The 20,406-nt window shown below is 45.6% G+C and carries 12 protein-coding genes; 11 read left to right on the top strand and 1 reads right to left on the bottom strand.

From position 1 onward, the window contains the following. Positions 1 to 535 precede the first annotated feature (535 nt). The 11 genes from I2I11_RS20690 (at position 536) to fucP (ending at position 18,554) form a co-directional block, all read left to right on the top strand. Entirely contained in the window at positions 536 to 3,583 is a 3,048-nt protein-coding gene (locus I2I11_RS20690; protein WP_196269660.1) for a SusC/RagA family TonB-linked outer membrane protein, read from the top strand. A gap of 12 nt (positions 3,584 to 3,595) precedes the next feature. After that, the gene (locus I2I11_RS20685; RefSeq protein ID WP_230680532.1) at positions 3,596 to 5,377 is read left to right on the top strand and encodes a RagB/SusD family nutrient uptake outer membrane protein; all 1,782 of its coding nucleotides are present in this window, start codon (positions 3,596 to 3,598) and stop codon (positions 5,375 to 5,377) included. A 26-nt stretch (positions 5,378 to 5,403) separates the two neighbouring features. Further along, positions 5,404 to 5,802 carry a DUF4945 domain-containing protein gene (locus tag I2I11_RS20680; RefSeq protein ID WP_196269659.1) on the top strand — a complete coding sequence of 133 codons (399 nt, stop codon included), beginning with the start codon at positions 5,404 to 5,406 and terminating at the stop codon, positions 5,800 to 5,802. 279 nt (positions 5,803 to 6,081) lie between these two features. After that, a complete protein-coding gene (locus I2I11_RS20675; RefSeq protein ID WP_196269658.1) occupies positions 6,082 to 8,058 on the top strand; it encodes a glycoside hydrolase family 172 protein in 1,977 nt (658 codons plus the stop codon). 227 nt (positions 8,059 to 8,285) lie between these two features. Then, complete coding sequence (locus I2I11_RS20670) at positions 8,286 to 10,913, top strand: GH116 family glycosyl hydrolase (RefSeq protein WP_196269657.1); 2,628 nt, start codon at positions 8,286 to 8,288, stop codon at positions 10,911 to 10,913. A 49-nt stretch (positions 10,914 to 10,962) separates the two neighbouring features. After that, the gene (locus tag I2I11_RS20665) at positions 10,963 to 12,039 is read left to right on the top strand and encodes a GTP-binding protein (RefSeq protein ID WP_196269656.1); all 1,077 of its coding nucleotides are present in this window, start codon (positions 10,963 to 10,965) and stop codon (positions 12,037 to 12,039) included. 57 nt (positions 12,040 to 12,096) lie between these two features. Then, positions 12,097 to 12,441, top strand: coding sequence for an FKBP-type peptidyl-prolyl cis-trans isomerase (locus tag I2I11_RS20660; protein WP_425474772.1), 345 nt, complete (start codon positions 12,097 to 12,099; stop codon positions 12,439 to 12,441). A 409-nt stretch (positions 12,442 to 12,850) separates the two neighbouring features. Continuing rightward, a complete protein-coding gene (locus I2I11_RS20655; protein ID WP_196269654.1) occupies positions 12,851 to 13,870 on the top strand; it encodes a LacI family DNA-binding transcriptional regulator in 1,020 nt (339 codons plus the stop codon). A 229-nt stretch (positions 13,871 to 14,099) separates the two neighbouring features. Continuing rightward, on the top strand, positions 14,100 to 15,299 hold the full coding sequence (locus tag I2I11_RS20650; protein ID WP_230680530.1) for a DUF6786 family protein: 1,200 nt from the start codon (positions 14,100 to 14,102) through the stop codon (positions 15,297 to 15,299). 50 nt (positions 15,300 to 15,349) lie between these two features. Next, on the top strand, positions 15,350 to 17,125 hold the full coding sequence (locus I2I11_RS20645; protein ID WP_196269652.1) for an L-fucose isomerase: 1,776 nt from the start codon (positions 15,350 to 15,352) through the stop codon (positions 17,123 to 17,125). A gap of 94 nt (positions 17,126 to 17,219) precedes the next feature. Further along, positions 17,220 to 18,554: an L-fucose:H+ symporter permease gene (gene fucP, locus I2I11_RS20640; protein ID WP_196269651.1), complete on the top strand. Its 1,335-nt coding sequence runs from the start codon at positions 17,220 to 17,222 to the stop codon at positions 18,552 to 18,554. A 283-nt stretch (positions 18,555 to 18,837) separates the two neighbouring features. On the opposite strand, the gene I2I11_RS20635 is transcribed toward fucP, so the two are convergent. Beyond that, on the bottom strand, positions 18,838 to 20,232 hold the full coding sequence (locus tag I2I11_RS20635) for an MATE family efflux transporter (protein ID WP_196269650.1): 1,395 nt from the start codon (positions 20,230 to 20,232) through the stop codon (positions 18,838 to 18,840). Positions 20,233 to 20,406: the final 174 nt, after the last annotated feature.

Genomic DNA, 20,406 nt, shown 5'->3' with positions numbered 1-20,406 from the left:
TACCTGCCCCAGCAGTCGGATATGAGCTCGGTGGTGTACTGGTACCAGGCAGAACCACATGCTCCTTTCCCCAAGCTCCCTTCCAAAAATGACCTCGAAGTTAATTAAAAGCCACACAACATATGGATGAAGCTGGTTTGGCTTTCTGCGCCATACAGGGTTCTTAGTCAGAGATAAATATTTGAATAATGCCAGACTATAAGGCTTTCACAATAAAGAGAAAGGAGGCTCGGGATTAAGGCAATAGCAAGACAAGAAAAGGGAATAGCAATTCCTTTCAGGAGCAGCTTCAACAGGTGAGGCTTTAATTAACTGTTTAAACTAAAGTTATAATATGATGAAAAAATCTTTCACTCTTTTACAAAGGTGGCATAAAGCAAGTTGGAAGCAGGTTATAGTGCTAACTGTTCTTGCGCCCTGCCTAGGAATCACAAATTCTTATGCAGAACCGACACGCGCTAATGATTTCATCTTTACGGAAAGGAATTTAACTGGCAGAACCAACCTGTCTGATTTGGCTGGAAATGATAAGTTAATGCGGTTAACTGTAACAGGTAAGATTACAGACGGAAATGGCAACCCATTGCCGGGGGTAACGGTGCGGGTTAAAAACGGAACTGCCGGCACGGCTACGAATGCCGAAGGCATCTTTACAATAGAAGCAGATGAAAATGACGTCTTAATAGTATCGTTCATTGGATTCACCACAAAGGAAGTACCTGTAAACGGGCAAACTAACCTCAATATTCAGCTTCAGGAAGATACGGAAGCGCTGGAGGAGGTTGTAGTAACAGGCTACATGACCCAACGGAAAGCAGATTTAACAGGCTCGATAGCAGTAGTGTCCTCTGATATCATTGAAAAGAATAACTACTCGAATGTGATGCAAGGACTGCAGGGCAGGGTGCCGGGTATGCAGATTACGACAGACGGAAGCCCTGTGGGAAATGCCAATGTTCAGATACGCGGATTAACCTCGATGCGGTCTGCCCCTCCACTGATAGTTATTGACGGATTACCTACAAATATCAACTTAAGAGATATCAATCCCAATGATATTGCTTCTATGCAGGTTTTGAAGGATGCAGCCTCGGCCAGTATTTATGGCTCCAGGGCAGCAAGCGGGGTTATTCTTATTGAAACCAAGAAGGGAAAGGCCGGCGAAACCCGGATAACATATGATGGATCTGTTGGTATTTCCAGCTTTATGAACAGAATCGACTTAATGAATACCCAACAGTATGGGCAGGCCCTCTGGCAGGCGGCAATTAATGATGGCAGAGATCCGAATGAAGTTACGCAGATTTATGACTTTGACTGGCACCTTGGAGATAACGGAGTCGCTGTGCTGGATGAAGTAACGCCGATTGAGTGGTTGAATGCTGCACATACTATGCCATCAGCTGATACCGACTGGTTTAAAGAGGGGTCGCAGTTAGGACTCCAAAATAACCACCAGCTGACGATATCTAATGGAACAGAACGGGCTACTACTTTGCTTTCTCTTAACTTTTATGAAAACCGGGGAACACAGATTCATACCGGGTTCCGAAGATATTCTCTGCGCCTGAACTCTGAGTATGATTTGATTAAAGATCATTTGACAATAGGAGAAAACCTCTCTTTATCAAATTCCAGAATTCAGGATCAAAATCATAGCCACTCCTTTCTTACCATGCCTCCTATCATTCCGGTATATACCACCGACGGAGGCTGGGGAGGAACTGCCTATGACCTGGGAATGGATGATTATAATAATCCGATCAGGATGTTGACAATGGAAAAAGATAATACCAGGAACCAAACCAATGTGCTGGGTAGCATATATGCTAATCTGAAATTATTAAAGAATCTGAACCTGAAGACACTGTTTGGGGCTGACTATTCCTCTGGCTATTTCAGGCACATAGATTTTACCTGGCAGGAAGGCGGCGGAAAGCATGATGATAACAACGGGGTTAGAAATTATCAGTCCCATGCGCTGACCACCACCTGGACCAATACATTAAACTATGATCTGAATGTTGGCAACCACGAATTAAATTTCCTGGCAGGAATAGAGGCAGTGAAGTACAAGTTTGAAGACATTAACGGGTTTCGGAAGGATATTGAATTCGAAAATTATGATTATGCTTATTTAAATTCTGCAACAGGCAACCAGGAAGTTTACGGGGGCGGTGATGAATGGGCGCTGCTATCGTATTTTTCTAAGTTCAATTACGTGTACAACCAGAAGTATCTGTTATCAGCGACGTTACGTTATGACGGCTCCTCTAAATTTGGTATAAACAACCAGTATGGTTTCTTTCCGGCCGTTTCTGCAGGATGGAGATTAAGCGAGGAGAACTTTATCAAAAATAATGTAGCTCTTATCTCGGATTTAAAGTTGAGGGCAAGCTGGGGTAAGAACGGTAATTCCAATATTCCCACCAATGCACTGGTTAATTTCTACGATGCAGATTACCGCTCCACAGGTTATGGTCTTGCAGGAAATGAAACCGGCACTCTTTATTCCGGATATCGCAGAAGGCATATCGGAAACCAGAATCTGAAGTGGGAAACCACCACCCAAACTGATGTAGGATTGGACTTTGGCTTATTTAACGGGGCGTTATCAGGATCTGTTGATTACTTCTACAAAGTAACGAACGGCATGTTGTATGAACCTCCTTACATAGCCGCGATCGGAGAAGGCGGATATCAGTGGATAAATGCAGCAAACATGACGAACAAAGGGGTTGAGTTGATCTTGACTTACTTTGCAAACCCTTCAAGTGATTTTTCCTACTCTATAAGCGGAAACATCAGTTCCTACCGGAATACAATCGATGATTTGCCTGAATCAGTAAAGTTTACTTACGGCGGCAATGGCCTGGATGACAATATCCTGGGAAGGCCACTGAATTCAGCTTACGGGTTTATTGCGGATGGGCTCTTTGAGACACAGGAAGAAGTTGATAACTCCGCAGAGCAGCAGGGAAAAGGGCTTGGCAGAATCCGGTATAAAGATTTAGATGGTGATGGCCGCATTACGTGGGAGCATGATCGCACCTGGATAGGAGTAAGCGACCCTGACTTTATGTACGGTTTAACTTTTGATGCCAGGTTTAAGAACTTCGACTTTTCTATGTTCTGGCAGGGAATAGCAGGCAATACTGTGAGAAATGACTGGAAAACATACAGCGACTTCTGGAATGTATGGACACAAAGTGGATTTAACCATGCCACCCGGCTTCTGGGAGCTTGGTCACCTGCCAACCCCGACTCCGACATACCTGCACTTTCATTGATAAACCAGAACGACGAACGCAGGCCATCTACTTACTTTATGGAATCTGGTTCCTACTTAAAGCTAAGACAAATCGAACTGGGCTATACCCTTCCGGTAAACCTGATATCAAAGGTAGGCATGAAAGATTGCCGCATTTATGTGAATGCCCAGAACATCGTTAACTTAAAAAAATGGTGGGGAGATGATGCTTATACTGGTATTGACCCGGAGAACCCGTCGAAGGCGAACGAATATTCAAGCCCATACGTGCGGCCTCAGATGTTTATGACTGGTGTGCGTGTTTCCTTTTAATAATGACTAAGTATGAAAAACTTCAAGAATTATACCATGAAAAGAAGGTTATTAAGCTATATAATATCAGGGCTGTTAGTTATATCAACGACTAACTGCAAGGATTACTTAGATGTTAATCCCAAAGGAATTATAACAGAAGAGCAGCTTACCAGCCCTGAGTATACGGATGGCCTTGTTACGGCTGCTTATGCATACCTGCCCAGAGTAGGTGCTTTCGATACTATGAATCCCTGGATTGCTAGCATCAGGTCAGATGATGCTTATAAAGGTGGCGGAGGACTGGATGATCAGCCTGCCTGGTATCAGATGGAAGTTTTCTCACTGGTAAATCCTAATGTTGGCAATAATGATGGCGTATGGTTCCAGACCTACAGCGGCATATCAAGGGTTAACACTGCCATAAACGCTGTCAACAGGATGGATGAAGCGACATACCCTTTAAAGACAAGCCGCCTTGCAGAATTGCGTTTCCTCAGGGGGTGGATGTATCTTAAGTTAAAACAACGTTATAGGTGGATACCCTATATCGATGAAAATGCAACTGTAGAAGAAATCCCTACTATATCGAACCATCCTGATGATGCCGTAAATGATTTGGGGCTTTGGCAAAAGATATACGAAGACTTCAAGTTTGCCGCCGAGAACCTGCCGGAATCGCAGGCAGAAGTGGGCCGGGCCACTAAGTATGCGGCAGAAGCATTTCTGGCCAAAACATTACTTTGGATGGCTTACCCTGAAGATGAGAGAAATCAGGTGACGGGTATTGATGCTGCAAAACTGACAGAAGCCCTGGAATACTGTAACAGTATAATAAACAGCGGTAAGTATAGCCTTGCACCTGATTTTGCGCAAAATTTTTTACTGGAATATGATAATGCTTCGCCCGAGTCGATTTGGGAATTACAGTTCACCATTGATGATGGTACGCCGCGTGGAAATTTAAATGAGGGGAACGGACTCACGGCTCCCTGGTGGAATCCTTATTTTAGTTGCTGCGATTTCCACAAAGCATCCTACAATATGGTAAATGCATTTAGAGTAGACGACCAGGGCCTGCCACTCTTTGATACCTATAATGACGCTGAGGTAACTGCATCTGCTAGCGCAGAAACCACTAATGAGCTGCCCTATTTTGCCAATAATACCTGGGATCCAAGATTAGGGCATACGGTTGCCATTCCGGATTTTCCATGGAAATACCAGGATATATTATATGACAGCACTGGCTCAAGGCAACCCGCCACGTATGGCTATTTTCATTCGATGAAGGAGAATGTCCGTACCGACAGCCCGGGCTTGTATGATGAGTTCTGGATGTATAATTCTAAGAATCAAATGGAAGTCCGGTACGATGAGGTCTTGCTTTGGAAAGCCGAAATACTTATTCAGCTCGGTCGCGAGCAGGAAGCGCTTCCAATCATTAACCAGATCAGGGAACGTGCAGCAAACAGCACAGGCAGGTTAAAGCTGCCCGATGGTAGTTTTCCGGTTACTTACAAAGTAGAGCCTTATGTTGATGGTGTGAATATAAACTGGGATAAGAATACCGCCTGGGAAGCACTGGTTTGGGAGAACCGGTTAGAGATGGCTATGGAAGGACGCCGGTTCTATGACTTAGTGCGCTGGGGTATAGCAGCAGAGGTGATGAATACTTACTTCGAGAAAGAAAGCAAACGGCATTCATGGATTGAGATAGCCTACTTTACCAAGGGCCGGGATGAATACCTGCCAATCCCGCAAGCACAGATGAACTGGTCACAAGGTGTTTATAAGCAAAATGTAGGCTATTAATATAAAAAACTTTAATGCTTTGTGTTATGAAAAAATATATTTTCTATATTTCAATTATCTGCGTTCTGTTTGCTGCCGGTTGCAAGGAAGAAGATATTGTTCTCTCTAAACCCGGTGAGCCAATTGCACCGGTTACAAACCTGGATTATACTATATCCGGCAGTGATGCTATTCTTACATGGGATCTCCCGTCTACGCTGCCAGACGATATAATAGAACCTGTTTCTGTTTTTATCAGGATTTCAGTTGATGGTCAGAGTGCAGGTACGCTGGTTGTGGATGATGCCCCGGAAAGCTTTGTTTACTCACCTTATGATGCTTCTAAAAAGTACAAGTTTACAGTTAAAGTGCAGGGGAAAGTTGATACAACAGATCCATATCGCTCAGATTTGCGGTTGTCGCCTGGTACTACAGTAGCTTTTTAACAGGCAGCAGGCTGGTATTGCAATTCCTTATAAGCCAATGCAGAGGTACGATGTAATTTATAGCGTCTTGCCTCTGCAGGGGCTTCTGGGCAGGAGTAAAAATACTGTTATAAAGCAACTGTTAACCACACCTGATACAGTTGAATAAGTGCAAAGCAAGGCTGCAGATACAAGTATAGTAGTCTGTTAAGACAATACGGGATAATGCCCCGCTACCCTGGCGTTAACTCCAGAACAATAATTCTGAGAATACACGTGTACATACTTGAACAATAGAATATGAAAGAAATAGTACGGATTAGTATCGTGTGCTTTCTGCTATGCAGCAGCGCCGTTAATTGCTCAGCAGATTTCCTGAAGGAATTACAACGGCTTTACAGGATCGATCTTTTGCCCCGGTTCAGAGGGGAGACAGATGTCAGGCAGCTTTCCAGCTATGATCCAAGCGGGGGAAATGATGACGGGTTCTCCGGAAAACACTCATACCTGAGGAAAGAGGGCAATAACCTGGTTATAGCAGATCTGAAAGGGCCGGGTGTCATTCAGCGGATATGGACGCCTACACCGACTGAGGATACCATACAGTTTTATTTCGACGGAGAATCAAAACCCAGAATCAGTGTGAAGTTCATTGATCTCTTTACAGGTAAAGTTTATCCCTTTGTGCGCCCCATTGTTGGAAATGAAGTAGGAGGGTATTATTGCTACATTCCGATACCATATCAAAAATCTTGTAAGGTAGTATTCAAAGGAGAAAGAATGCAGTTTTTTCAGCTGCAGTACAGAGAACTGGATGCTTCCGACAATGGTGCATCCTTTCCCAAAGCGCTGTCGGATCAGGAAAAAGAGGCTATAGCACATGCTGCAGAAGTATGGAGTAGCTATGGCAATAACCTGAATCAGTTTTATGCGGCAAACACCTCCGATAAAATTGCGGTTGATGAAAAGACGGTGACTGTACAGCCCGGACAAACGGCTAATTTGTTTAAGACGAGTAAGGGCGGAAGAATAATCGGATTTGAATTAACGCCGCTCACCTCCCTGGAGAGTAACTTCAAGGACATTATCCTAAAGGCAAAGTGGGATGGCGAAAAAGTAAATGCGATCAACAGTCCTGTTACAGATTTCTTCGGCTATGCTTTTGGCAAACCTGCCATGCGATCTTTACTGGTAGGTGTGCGGGATAACATACATTATAGTTACTTGCCGATGCCCTTTGAGAAAAGCGCAAGTATAGATTTAGCATACTTGCAGCGACCGCAGCAAACGGGTGAGCCGGTTCTGTTTAAAGTAAAGGTCTTTTACGTGCAGGAAAAGCGAAAGCCGGATGAAGGCAAACTTTATGTGAAATGGCGAAGAGAGATAAACCCGGAGAAAGGCAAGCCTTACCAATTGCTTAAAGCCAGCGGCAGAGGCCATGAGGTCGGCATCATCTTACAGGCGCAAGGCTTAAACCCCGGCATGACGATTTTCTTTGAAGGAGATGATTCAACGGTGGTGGATGGAGAGTTGCGTTTCCATGGAACAGGCTCTGAAGATCTTTTTAACGGCGGCTGGTATGCCCTGGCAGACCGATGGGATCAGGGGTATAGCCTTCCGGTACATGGCGCCCTGACCTATTCAGTTCCGTTAGCGCAAACAGGAGGCTACCGTTTCTATATCACTGATAAGGTTTCTTTCAATAAAAGCATTTTGCAGACCATAGAGCATGGCCCCGAAGGAAATAAAATTCCGGTAGATTATACTTCCGTGGCCTTTTATTACAGTGATGCGCCGCCCAAAGAAAATGTAGCTCCTACGGCTGCTTTGCTGGAAATAAATCCTCCTCAAAAGCTCGAATACTGGACGCAATTATTGCCGATCAGCGCTTTGGGTTTTGGCTCAAGTATAACTTATGAAAATCTGACTGATAAAACCAGCAACAACACATATGATATTTATAAGCTGTCCGGCAGGCAGAACGGCTCAGCCAAATTCAGGTTGGATGTTCCCTCAGATGGAAAGTATAAGCTATACCTGTCTTATTTCAAGTGCCCTACATGCGGAACATTTCAGGTAAATCAAAGGCAGAATCCGGTAAGCGGATTGATTAACAGTGAGGCAAAGGAAAATATTTTAGTGGAGAAAGAGCTTATGGGCACCTTAAACATAGAAAAAGGCACCAATACCATTACAGTTGTAATTAAGGATAAACTGCCGGCTGATGCCAAAAAAGACATTTATATCCACAAAATTTTCCTTGAAAAGCAGCAATAGCTTAAAGCATAATGTTAAGTATGTCAGGATAACAGGATGAGTTAGTATAAGGGATTTTACCGTTTTGTAGTCCTTATACTTAAGCTGTTCATATATTTTGTGCAGGTGGTAGTAGCTGCGGATACAATTAAACCGGAATACCATTGGGCTAAATCAGCTCACCCGGGTGCAGCATATCAATGAATATATTTTCCTTCAATACGGAGGAGGAGAAACAGTATTGAATTATGGAAGAAAAAAATAACCGCCGTTCCTTCTTGAAAAAGCTGGGTGTAAGTAGCTTAACTGCTGCCACAGTGCCCGGCTCCCTGTTTGCACAACCTGCATTGCCGGATAAAGAAAGCAGCCAGGCTTCTGATTACAAGGGACAGGAGAAAAAAGAAAGGGCCGGAACACGTAAGTATAATGCGGCATATACAGGCGATAATTTAAACCGTGTGGCCTTTCCGATTGGAGGTATGGGAGCCGGCATGTTCTGCCTTGAAGGTACCGGAACCGTCTCACATATGTCCATCCGGCACAAGCCTGAGGTGTACCATGAGCCAAGTATGTTTGCTGCTATCGCGGTAAAAGGCCTGGAAAAGGGAGCGAAAGTGCTTGAAGGACCAGTGCCGGACTGGAAGATTTTCGGGCAGCGGGGTACAGGCAATGGTGCGCATGGCGCTGTGTTTGGCTTGCCGCATTTTAGTAATGCAGCCTTTGTTGCCCGCTTTCCTTTCGGCACTGTCGACCTGAAGGATGAAGATGTGCCGCTTGATATACAAGTAGTGGGTTGGAGCCCTTTTACCCCAACAGATGAGGATAATTCAAGCCTTCCGATTGGGGCACTGGAATATCATTTTAAGAATACTGGAAATAGACCTGTAGAAGCTGTTTTCTCCTACAACTCCCGGAACTTTGTTGTGCAGAACGGAGAAAAGGGAACAGTTAATAAGATAACGAACGGCTTTGTGCTATCGCAGGAGGGAACGGAAGAAAAACCTCACCTGAAAACGGACTTTGCCATCTTCACAAACGAGGATAAGACAGTAGTTGATCACTGCTGGTTCCGTGGCGGCTGGTTCGATCCGCTTACCATGATCTGGAACACCATTAAAGCGGGTAAGGTAAAGGCGACGGAACCTGTAGAGGCGGATGCGCCTGGAGCTTCCTTGTTTGTGCCGTTTTCACTGCAACCGGGCGGGGAGAAAACCATTCGCGTGATGATGGCATGGTACGTACCGGATTCTGATCTGCATATGGGAGAAAAGGTTGCTGGTAGCGGCGCCTGCACTACCACGGCCGATCTTGGTATCGGAGTTAATAAGGCTTCTTATTCGTCTACCTATAAACCATGGTACAGCAGTAGGTTTAAAAATGTGCAGGAGGTTGCCGCTTACTGGCAGGATAACTATAATGAGCTTCACAAAAAATCAGCGCTTTTCAGAGATGCCTTTTATGCCAGCACGCTTCCTGCCGAGGTAATGGAGGCGGTAGCCGCTAACCTGACTATTCTGAAGTCACCGACCGTGATGCGGCAGTACGATGGGCGGATGTGGAACTGGGAAGGATGCAGCGACGAGTGGGGCTGTTGTCATGGCTCCTGTACCCATGTATGGAACTATGCACAGGCCGTTCCCCACCTCTTTCCGGCATTGGAGCGAAGTTTGCGCCATACGGAGTTCTGCGAAGACCAGAATGCGGAAGGACATCAGGCTTTCAGGGCAAATTTGCCGATTTCGCCGCTCAAGCACGACTTCCATTCTGCCGCCGACGGGCAGCTGGGAGGCATCATGAAAGTATATCGTGAGTGGCGCATCAGCGGCGACAATGAATGGCTCAATAAAATGTACCCCATGGTAAAAACAAGTATGGATTATTGCATCCGTACCTGGGATCCCAAAAGCAAAGGCATCGTAGAGGAGCCACACCATAACACGTATGATATTGAGTTCTGGGGGCCGAATGGAATGATTACCAGCTTTTACCTGGGTGCCCTAAGTGCCATCACGGAAATGGGCCGGTTCCTGAAAGAGGATACCTCGCAGTACAGGAAGCTTTATGCGAGGGGCAAAGAGTATATGGAGGAGAACTTATACGATGGAGAGTACTTTATCCAGGACATACAATGGACAGGATTGGAGGCCCCGGATCCTGTCAAGGCGCAATCTTTCCATACACAGTATACAGAGGAGGCGCTGGAGGTATTAAAGAAGGAGGGGCCAAAGTATCAGTATGGCAAGGGCTGCCTGTCTGATGGCGTGCTTGGCGGCTGGATAGCCAGAATGTGCGGACTTGATGAACCGGTGGATGATAAGAAGATAAAGAGCCATTTGCTCGCTGTCCATAAGTATAACCTGAAGCAGGATCTGAGCGATCACGTCAACCCGCAACGCCCTGCTTATGCGCTTGGCAAGGAAGGAGGACTATTGCTTTGTTCCTGGCCCAAAGGAGGCATGCTTTCACTGCCTTTTGTTTACAGCAACGAAGTCTGGACAGGTATTGAATACCAGGTGGCTTCTCACCTTATGCTTCAGGGGCAGCTCGATGAAGGCTTGGATATTGTGCGCGCCTGCCGTGACCGCTACGATGGCCGTATCCGCAATCCGTTTAATGAGTACGAGTGCGGCCATTGGTATGCCAGGGCTATGTCCAGTTACGGTATGCTGCAGGGGCTCACAGGAACAAGGTATGATGCTGTGGATGATACTTTGTACATCGATTCTAAAATAGGAGATTTTACCTGCTTCATCTCAACTGACAAAGGATTTGGAACAGTTTCGTTTCAACAGGGCAAACCGTCGCTACACGTTGTTCATGGAAAAATTCCGGTGAAGCGGGTGATGGTATCTGGAAAGAAGACCAGGTTAGTGTAGAAGGAATCTTAATATTTTGATGACAGGACATAAGGTAAGATAAACGTGTATGAAGTTATTTCTGACAGGTGGGTTTTTAGGCAGCGGAAAAACGACAGCTATACAGCAGGCATCTTTACAGTTATTGCAGAAAGGAAGCCGCGTAGCCGTGATTACAAACGACCAGGGAGAGCAACTGATAGATACTAGACTCATAAGGGGCGCAAACATTCCTGCTTTGGAAGTGTCGTCCGGCTGTTTTTGTTGTAAATACGATCAGTTGGAGCATAGCATCCGGTTACTGCAGGACGTATATCAACCGGAAATTATATTTGCTGAGGCTGTAGGTTCGTGCACAGATTTAGTTGCAACAATTGTAAAGCCGTTTCTGCAGTTTCATCCGAATTTAGAAGTTGTCGTCTCAGTTTTTGCAGATGCCCATACCTTGCCAATCCTGATTCAGGATTCCCGCTTATTTGCTGACAATGTGAATTATATCTATAAAAAGCAGCTGGAGGAAGCGGATGTGCTGGTCATAACCAAGATAGATTTACTTACTGCAGCGCAAATCGGGGAAGTAAAGCAACTTATGCACAAGCACTATCCTGGTAAAGTGACTTTGTATCAGAATTCCTTTGACGGGGAAGACATACAACACTGGCTGGAGACACTAAATAGTTTTCAGCTCCAGGACAAACGGGCATCGTTGGAACTGGATTATGACAAGTATGGAGCCGGCGAAGCGGAACTGGCCTGGCTGGACAAAGAGATTGAAATTTATACCAGCACAGGGAATGCGCTTACCCTTGGCTATACTTTGCTCAACAGCATCTACGCAAAAGTTAAAGAACAGGAATTCCCAATTGGCCATCTGAAATTCCTGATGGATGATGGCATACTGCAGAAAAGGATAAGCTTTACCGCTGCAGATCAGCCTGCTGCCGCGCCTGATTACAAAGATGCCGGAATAAAGAACCTTCACATGTTCATCAATGCCAGAGTGCAGGCTGAACCCGATGCCTTGCAAAGGCTTGTAGCTGATGCTGTGGCAGCATTGCGAACCCAGCCAGGATGCAGCATTGTGGAAGGGGAAATGGCCGCCTTTCAACCCGGATATCCTGCACCAACACACAGGATCGAAGATTAAGGTAGTTGTAAAAGATTTATGCTTTCATGAGAAGCGTATAGTGTTATGTAATAGGTTATGATGATACAAGTCGCAGATAAAACAGTCGTATCCATCAGGTACATCATGTTTAACAGCAAAGGAGAGATTCTTGAAAATACGCTGGCGGATGCACCTGTTAAGTATTTGCATGGGGCCGGGAGTATCCGCCCTGCTCTGGAAGCAAATTTAGCTGGCTTAACAATTGGCGAAGAAAAAGAAATTCTGATTTCTCAGGAAGAAGGTTTTGCAGAGGCAGATGATGATTTCAGGATAGAGGTTATTGTAGATGATATCAGATGGGCAACTGCAGAAGAGCTGCGCGCAGGGCAACTGATAAAGAAAATAAAAGATGAAAATTGCGGACCTGCTGGCTGCTGCTAAATAGAAGAAGATTAAGTGCAGCGTAAGACAACATCAAGTGTGATAAATAGAACAGGAGAATTCCGGCACCTGACCTCAGGCAGAACGCAACTTTTCAAGCGCTTGCCTGCATCAAAGCATCAATACTGATGCTGTCAGTTCAGATGAAATGCTTTTTACAACTGTGCCTGCTTTTGCTGTGCCTTGCTTCTTATAAGCAGGAAACATTTTATGAGAGTGTAACCGTTTGGCTCCCGTGGGAGCTTTAAAGTAAAAGGTTTGTATAATTTAATGGTCTTTACGAATTATAATTACAACTAAAAATTTGCTCTGAACGGTTGTTTATTTAATCGATTAACTATATATTTACTATAATAAAATGCTGTTGACGGCTCACAATAATATGGATAGCCGCTAATGCTCTGAGTACATGAGAAACAAAGTATCTTTAAAAGACATAGCGCAGAAAGTGGGTGTTTCTACTGCTGCAGTTTCTTACGCGTTAAGCACGGGTAAGGAAGGCAAAGTAAGTGAGGAGGTAGCAAACAGAATTAAAGCTGCTGCCAAAGAACTTAATTATCAGCCTAATCAGATTGCCAAGAGCCTGAAAATGGGCCGGACAAATACCTTGGGGTTGATCATTGCCGATGTGTCAAACCCTTTCTTCGCTACCATCGCCAGGGTGGTGGAGGACGAAGCCAACAAGCACGGCTATACTGTTATATTCGGAAGTTCTGATGAGTGTCCGGAAAGAGCCTGGGACCTTATTAATGTGTTGCTGAACAGGCAGGTGGATGGCCTGATTATAGTACCTTCAGAGGCCTCCGAAGAGCAGATATTGTACCTTAAAGATCAGAAAGTACCCTTTGTGCTGATTGATAGGTACTTTCCTGAGATTTCATCGAGTTTCGTCGCCATTAATAACTATAAAGCTGCTTACGATGCCGTGATGCACCTTGCAAAGGCAGGTAGAAAGCGGATTGGCATGCTGGCCTATAAAACCAGTTTGTTTCATATGCAGGAAAGAAAACGCGGGTACCAGGAGGCATTGCGGGACAGCGGACTGTCGCCTGATGAAAATTGGTTGAAAGAGGTAAGGCATGGCGATATTAAGAACGAGGTGAAAACTGCAGTTGAGGAAATGCTGGCGTCGGATGATGCGATTGATGCGCTCTTTTTTGCCACTAACACGCTTGCCATTAACGGCCTCAAGTATATTGACAGCTTAAAGTTGAAGGTTCCAGACGATTTAGCTATTGTTAGCTTTGATGAAGGCGAGGCATTTGATTTTTACTATTGCCCCTTAACTTTTGTGCGGCAGCCGGTGGTGGAACTAGGCAATAAGTCTGTTCAGCTCTTACTTGCTCAGATGTCCGGCAGCGATGGGGGCATAAGCCAGGTGCACCTTGATCCGGAACTGGTAATTCGTAAGTCGAGTGGCCTTGTATGAGGGATGCGAATCTGGGTTTATACCTCTAAAGCATTTAATCGATTAACCATTGGCGTTGCTACAGTTGTTCTTTATACTTAATCTTAGGAATAGAAATAATTTATCTGTCTACAGTTCTGCCTGTGCCTGTTTATGGTCATAGCGCGATATATTCTCCTGACACAGAATTATAAATGTTAAAATCAAATCCATGAAAAATTTACGGCCATTCTTAATATTCATGTTAGTTATGAGCACACAGGCATGTCAACCCACTGAAAATAAAAATGAGGAAGAAGCTGGCGAGTCCTACGCAACAGGCACTTTCGGATACGACATAAACTTCCTTAAAGGCCAAGACGACAGCCTTATTGTGCTGAAGGATGAAAATGGAGAAAGCCAGGTGATAGTATCGGCAAAGTATCAGGGCAAAGTTTTTACCTCTACAGCCGGCGGTTTGGATGGCAGAAGTTTCGGCTGGATAAATTATGAAGCTTTTAGTGGTGAGAAAGACCCGCACATGAATGCCTATGGCGGAGAGAACCGCTTCTGGTTAGGACCTGAAGGTGGAAAGTTCTCTGTCTTTTTTAAGCCTGAAGCGGACATGGTATTTGATAACTGGGTTACGCCGGCATCAGTTGATACCGAAAAATGGAAAGTGCTTTCCAGTAGCAAGGATAAAGTTTCTCTTGGAAAAGAAACTTCCGTTACTAACTATATAGGCACACCACTTGAAATAAAAATTAAACGTGATATCCAGCTGCTAAGCAAAGCAGAAATTGCAGATATGCTCGGGATCAGTACGGATGATAAGGTAAAAGCAGTAGGCTTCAAAACAGATAACGCCATTACGAATGCAGGAGACGAAGCTTGGAACAAAGAAACGGGCGCGCCCTGTATATGGATGCTGGATATGTTTAGTCCATCTCCGGGAACAGTTATTTTGGTGCCCTACAACGAGGAGGCAGAAGGAAAAGTAGCTACCACAGATTATTTCGGGCAGATTCCACCTGATCGGGTAGTTTACAAAAATGGTATTCTGTACTTTAAAGCAGATGGTAAATCCAGGGGTAAATTGGGCCTGCCGCCTGAAAGAGCCAAGCCGGTAGCAGGCAGCTACGACCCTGCTAACAATGTGCTCACCGTTACCACTTTTGACGTAGAAAACAAGGGTACTTACCTGAACCAGGAGTGGACGGCGGAGAAAGATCCGCTGAAAGGAGATGCTGTTAACGCATATAACGACGGTCCTTTAGAAGACGGAAGCCAGATGGGGCCTTTCTATGAGATTGAAAGTGTATCACCGGCAGCATTCCTGAAGCCGGGACAAACGCTCGAACATCAGCACAATGTATTTCATTTTACAGGTGATAAACCTGCGCTTGACAAGATAGCACAAAAAGTTTTTGGGATCTCCTTAGATTCTGTACAAAACGCCTTTACAGAATAATGCTACCAGGTGAATAAAAGCAAGATCATTAACACAGGAAAATAAAGTTTATGACAGCAAAAACAGGAGAATACCCAAAGATTGGGATACGTCCTATTATTGATGGAAGATTAGGCGGTGTACGGGAGTCGTTGGAAGAACCAACCATGAACATGGCTCTTAATGTTGCAGCATTATTTGAGCGTGAGCTGAAATACCCTGATGGTACACCCGTACAGTGTGTGATTGCAGATACAACAATAGGCGGCGTGAAAGAGGCTGCAACTTGTGCGCGGAAATTTGAAAAAGAAAATGTTGGCCTTTCCTTGTCTGTAACACCTTGCTGGTGCTATGGCACCGAAACCATTGATATGAATCCGCATATACCCAAAGCAATTTGGGGGTTTAACGGGACTGAGAGGCCCGGAGCCGTATACCTGGCCGCCGCTTTAGCTGCCCATAACCAGAAAGGATTACCGGCTTTCGGTATTTATGGCAAAGATGTGCAGGATGTAGGCGATCCTTTTATCCCGGAAGATGTAAAAACCAGGCTTCTGAGCTTCGCAAAAGCAGGTTTGGCCGTAGCAAATATGCGCGGCAAATCATATTTAAGTATAGGCAGTGTGTCTATGGGCATTGCAGGCTCTATTGTTGATGCAGACTTCTTCCAGTCTTATCTGGGCATGCGCAACGAATACGTAGATTCTTCAGAAGTTTTAAGAAGAATCCAGAAGAATATATTTGACCAGGAAGAGTATGAAAAGGCCATTGCCTGGACAAAAAAGAATTGCAGGGAAGGGGAAGACTTTAATGCGGAAGAGAAACAGAGTACCCGGGAAGAAAAAGACAAAGACTGGGAGTTTGTAGTTAAAATGACGCTGATATTCCGGGACCTGATGATCGGGAATGAAAAGCTGGCGGAAATGGGGTATGGTGAAGAGGCCTTCGGACACAATGCCATTGTTTCGGGTTTTCAGGGGCAGCGGCAGTGGACGGACTTCCTGCCGAACGGAGATTTTCCGGAAGCAATCCTTAACTCTTCTTTTGACTGGAACGGCATCAGGGCGCCCTTTATGGTAGCGACTGAGAACGATTCGCTTAATGGCGTACCCATGCTGCTGGGATACCTGCTCACCAATACGGCCCAAATCTTTGCCGATGTGAGAACTTACTGGAGCCCGGAAGCTGTAGAGCGTGTTTCCGGCTGGAAACCGGACGGTCAGGCTGCGAAGGGCTTTATCCATCTTATAAATTCCGGCTCCTGTACGTTAGATGGCACAGGCCGGCAAACACTGGATGGAAAGCCAGCTATGAAACCTTTCTGGGACATCAGTGAAGAAGAAGCGCAGGCTTGTTTGGATGCAACTACCTGGTATCCGGCTAATAATGGTTACTTTAGGGGCGGTGGCTACTCCTCTAAATTCCTGACCAGGGGCGGAATGCCCGTAACGATGTGCCGTATTAACTTAATCAAAGGGCAGGGGCCTGTTTTGCAAATTGCTGAGGGCTGGACGATAGATCTTCCGGAAAATGTGTATCAGATTCTGGATGAGCGCACAGACAAAACATGGCCTACTACCTGGTTTGTGCCTAAGCTGACAGGAGCAGGTGCTTTCAGAGATGTTTATTCCGTAATGGCCAATTGGGGTTCCAATCATGGTGCTATCAGCTACGGCCATATCGGTTCTGATCTGATTACCCTGGCTGCTATGCTGCGGATTCCGGTTTGCATGCACAATGTAGAGGAGGAGAGGATATTCAGGCCATCTGCCTGGAGCGCGTTTGGCATGAACCCGGAAGGGGCAGACTACCGCGCCTGCCAGACTTATGGAGCTATCTATAAATAACCGGTGCACCTGAAATGTATAAGTGAAACTTGCCTGAAATTAACTTTCAAAATACATAACGCAATAGCCCATGAACCCACATAATGTTAATACAATGGAAAGAAATAAACCAACGTCTCTGTTTAGGGGTCCAAACGGAACCAGCTACTTTGTGCCTTTTGTATTCATTTGCAGCTTGTTCCTGCTCTGGGGATTTGCGCATGGCTTGTTGGATGTACTGGACAAACATTTTCAGGATACCCTGCATGTTTCAAAAGCCCAGTCTGGTTTTGTTCAGTTCTCTTTATACATCGGCTACCTGGCCATGGCGCTGCCTGCCGGTTTGTTTATGAAGCGATATGGCTACCAGCGTGGAATTATTCTGGGCCTCATTTTATTTGCAGCCGGAGCATTCCTTTTTTATCCTGCAGCTAAGTTCGGAGCCTTTGTTCCTTTCTTACTGGCCTTGTTTGTGCTTGCCTGTGGCCTGGCATGTCTGGAAACAGCAGCAAACCCTTATTCTACCATACTTGGCCCGCACGCAGGCGCAGCACGGCGTATTAATATCTCACAATCGTTTAATGGCCTTGGTTGGATACTGGGACCTTTGATGGGCGGCTTGTTTATTTTCGGAGCGGAAGCCAAAGAGGGTGCCGAAATGTTTGATTCTCTTGTCAAGCCATATATGATGGTAGGGTGCATTGTAGTGGTCGTAGCCATCATATTTATGATCATAAGATTACCTGAAATAAAAGAAGAAAGCTCCTCCGAAACTGCTGAAGACCCGCCGATGCGTAATTTGCTGAAACACCCTGCCTTTATTGTGGCGGTAATTGCCCAGTTTCTTTATGTTGCGGCGCAAACAGGTACCAATTCATTCTTTATCAATTATGTTACTGATGCCATACCGGACCTTGAGACACCCGTTGGAAGCATGATGCGGCATTTAGGGCTCTTTGGCGACATCTTTATGCCAAAGAATAATGAACAGGCAGCATCTTTGATTTTGGCAATCGGCGGAATGGGAGCCTTTTGGATTGGACGCCTGACTGGCTCTTACATCATGAAATTTATTGCGCCGCAACGCTTGCTGGCCATCTATGCCGTTATCAATTCATTGCTGGTCTTCCTCGTAATAATGGACTTAGGGTGGCTGTCAGTAATAGCGCTTTTTACAACCTATTTTTTTATGTCGGTTATGTTTCCTACCATATTTGCGTTAGGTATAGCTGATCTGGGGACGCTTACTAAGAAAGGCGCTTCGTTTTTGGTGATGGCTGTAGCCGGAGGGGCATTCTGTCCTCCCATAATGGGGCTTATTGCAGATAATTCCAGTATGTCTGTTGCCTTTATTATCCCGCTTCTCTGCTTTGCCTTTATCGCATGGTATGCTATCTGGGGTATAGGAAAAACGGTCGAGATTAATGAAATTTCAATGGTTCACCATTAAAAATAACACACCTGCAGGGCGGTAACTTTGTGATAGGAGTTGATTATAGAACGGACGCTGTGCGTTCCATAATTGTAAATACCAGTACAGGGAAATAAGTAGCCGCCTCCGCTCTTGTTTATTCATGCTGGGAGCAAGGCAAGGTTCCGGTAAAGTTTACTACCCTGATTTACAAGGAGCCACTTGTATCAAAAGTATAAGGCCCTTTATCGTTTTATAGAGATAGGACGGATAAATCCGCTTCAGTTTGTTACAGAACAAAGTGAAGCGGATTTATAGTATATTATACTTTTACTTTCTTCCACTTTCCTTGCCGGAACAACCACCAGCTTACCAGCGCAAGCAGCGAGTGGCACAGGGCAATGGCTGTAAATATACCGGTAGCCCCCAAACCGGATAAGATTGCCAGGGTATAGGCGAGGGGGATTTCGAACAGCCATAACACAACAATATTGATGAGGGCAGGCGTCCGGGTATCGCCGGCTCCGTTAAATGCCTGCACCATCACCATCCCCAGACCGAAAAATATATAACCCAGTGTGATGATGCCCAATGCTTCGGAAGCTATGTGGATTACTTCTGCATTATCCGTAAAAATTGCTGACAGGTACTTGCCGAAAAGTATGAAAATAAGCGTGATGGCGAGCATGAAAATGACATTATAGCGTGCTGTCAGCCACACAGCGAGTTCTGCCCGCCTGGCTTTATGTGCGCCCAGGTTCTGGCCTACAAGCGTGGCTGCCGCAGAAGACAGCCCCCAGGCGGGCAGCAGTGTGAAGGTAATGATACGAAAGGCTACCGTATACCCTGCCAGTGCATTGCTCCCGAATTCAGCAATTATCCTGGTCAGAAAAATCCAGCTGGCAGAGTCGATGAGGAACTGCCCCATACCACCGGAAGAAACCTTTAATATCTTCAGCATCACAGAAAACTGTATGACGAGATTTTGCCGGGCGATCTTCAGCAAGTGCCTGCCATTGAACAGGTGGTATAGCTGGTAAAGTACGCCAATACTTCTTCCGGCCGTAGTGGCCCAGGCAGCGCCTTCCAGCCCCAGCCCCGCCATACTGCCAATCCCAAAAATAAGAATCGGATCAAGTATGATGTTTGCCCCGTTTGCAACCCAGAGTGCCCGCATGGCCAGGTGTGGTTGTCCGGCGCCGCGAAAAGCGCCATTTATCAGGAAAAGCAGAATTATCACGATACTGCCGGCAAATATAATGCGACTGAAAGCAACGCCGGTGGTAACAACCTCAGGGGCAGCGCCCATTAGCGCCAGAATATCGGCTGCAAAGTATGTGGCAAGGCCACCGGTTAGCAGCGCCAGTATGCCGCCAGTCACCATCAGTTGAAAAGTTATACTTCCGGCCTCTCTATAGTTCTTTTCACCGAACCTGCGTGCCACCATGGCTGTAGCAGCAATGCTTACGCCCATACCCAGGGCATAAATCACCATCAGAACTGACTCGGTGAGGCCCACGGTAGCCAGTGCTTCGGAGCCTAGTTTTCCAACAAAAAAGATATCCACCACAGCAAACAGCGATTCCATCAGCATTTCAAGTATCATAGGTATAGCCAGCAAAACAATGCTGCGCCTGATGCTTAAAGTGGTATAATCCTGTTCCTTGCCTTTCACGGCAAACCATACGAGTTGCAGAAATGCCTTGAGGTTGCTCATGAATGCGTTGCGAATTTAGAATGCAGCGGTTACTGGTTTCAAGCAGGATGATCAATAGAGATGATACGGATGATGCTGCCTTCAGCAACACAAACAAAGTTAACAAAGCACGTTATGGCAATACAGCTTCTTCGTGAAATAGAAGCTGCATTGCCATGACGTGCTTACAGCTAG

Source organism: Pontibacter rufus (assembly GCF_015694705.1).
GTDB lineage: Bacteria > Bacteroidota > Bacteroidia > Cytophagales > Hymenobacteraceae > Pontibacter > Pontibacter rufus.
This window is presented reverse-complemented; position numbering and strand designations above follow the sequence as displayed.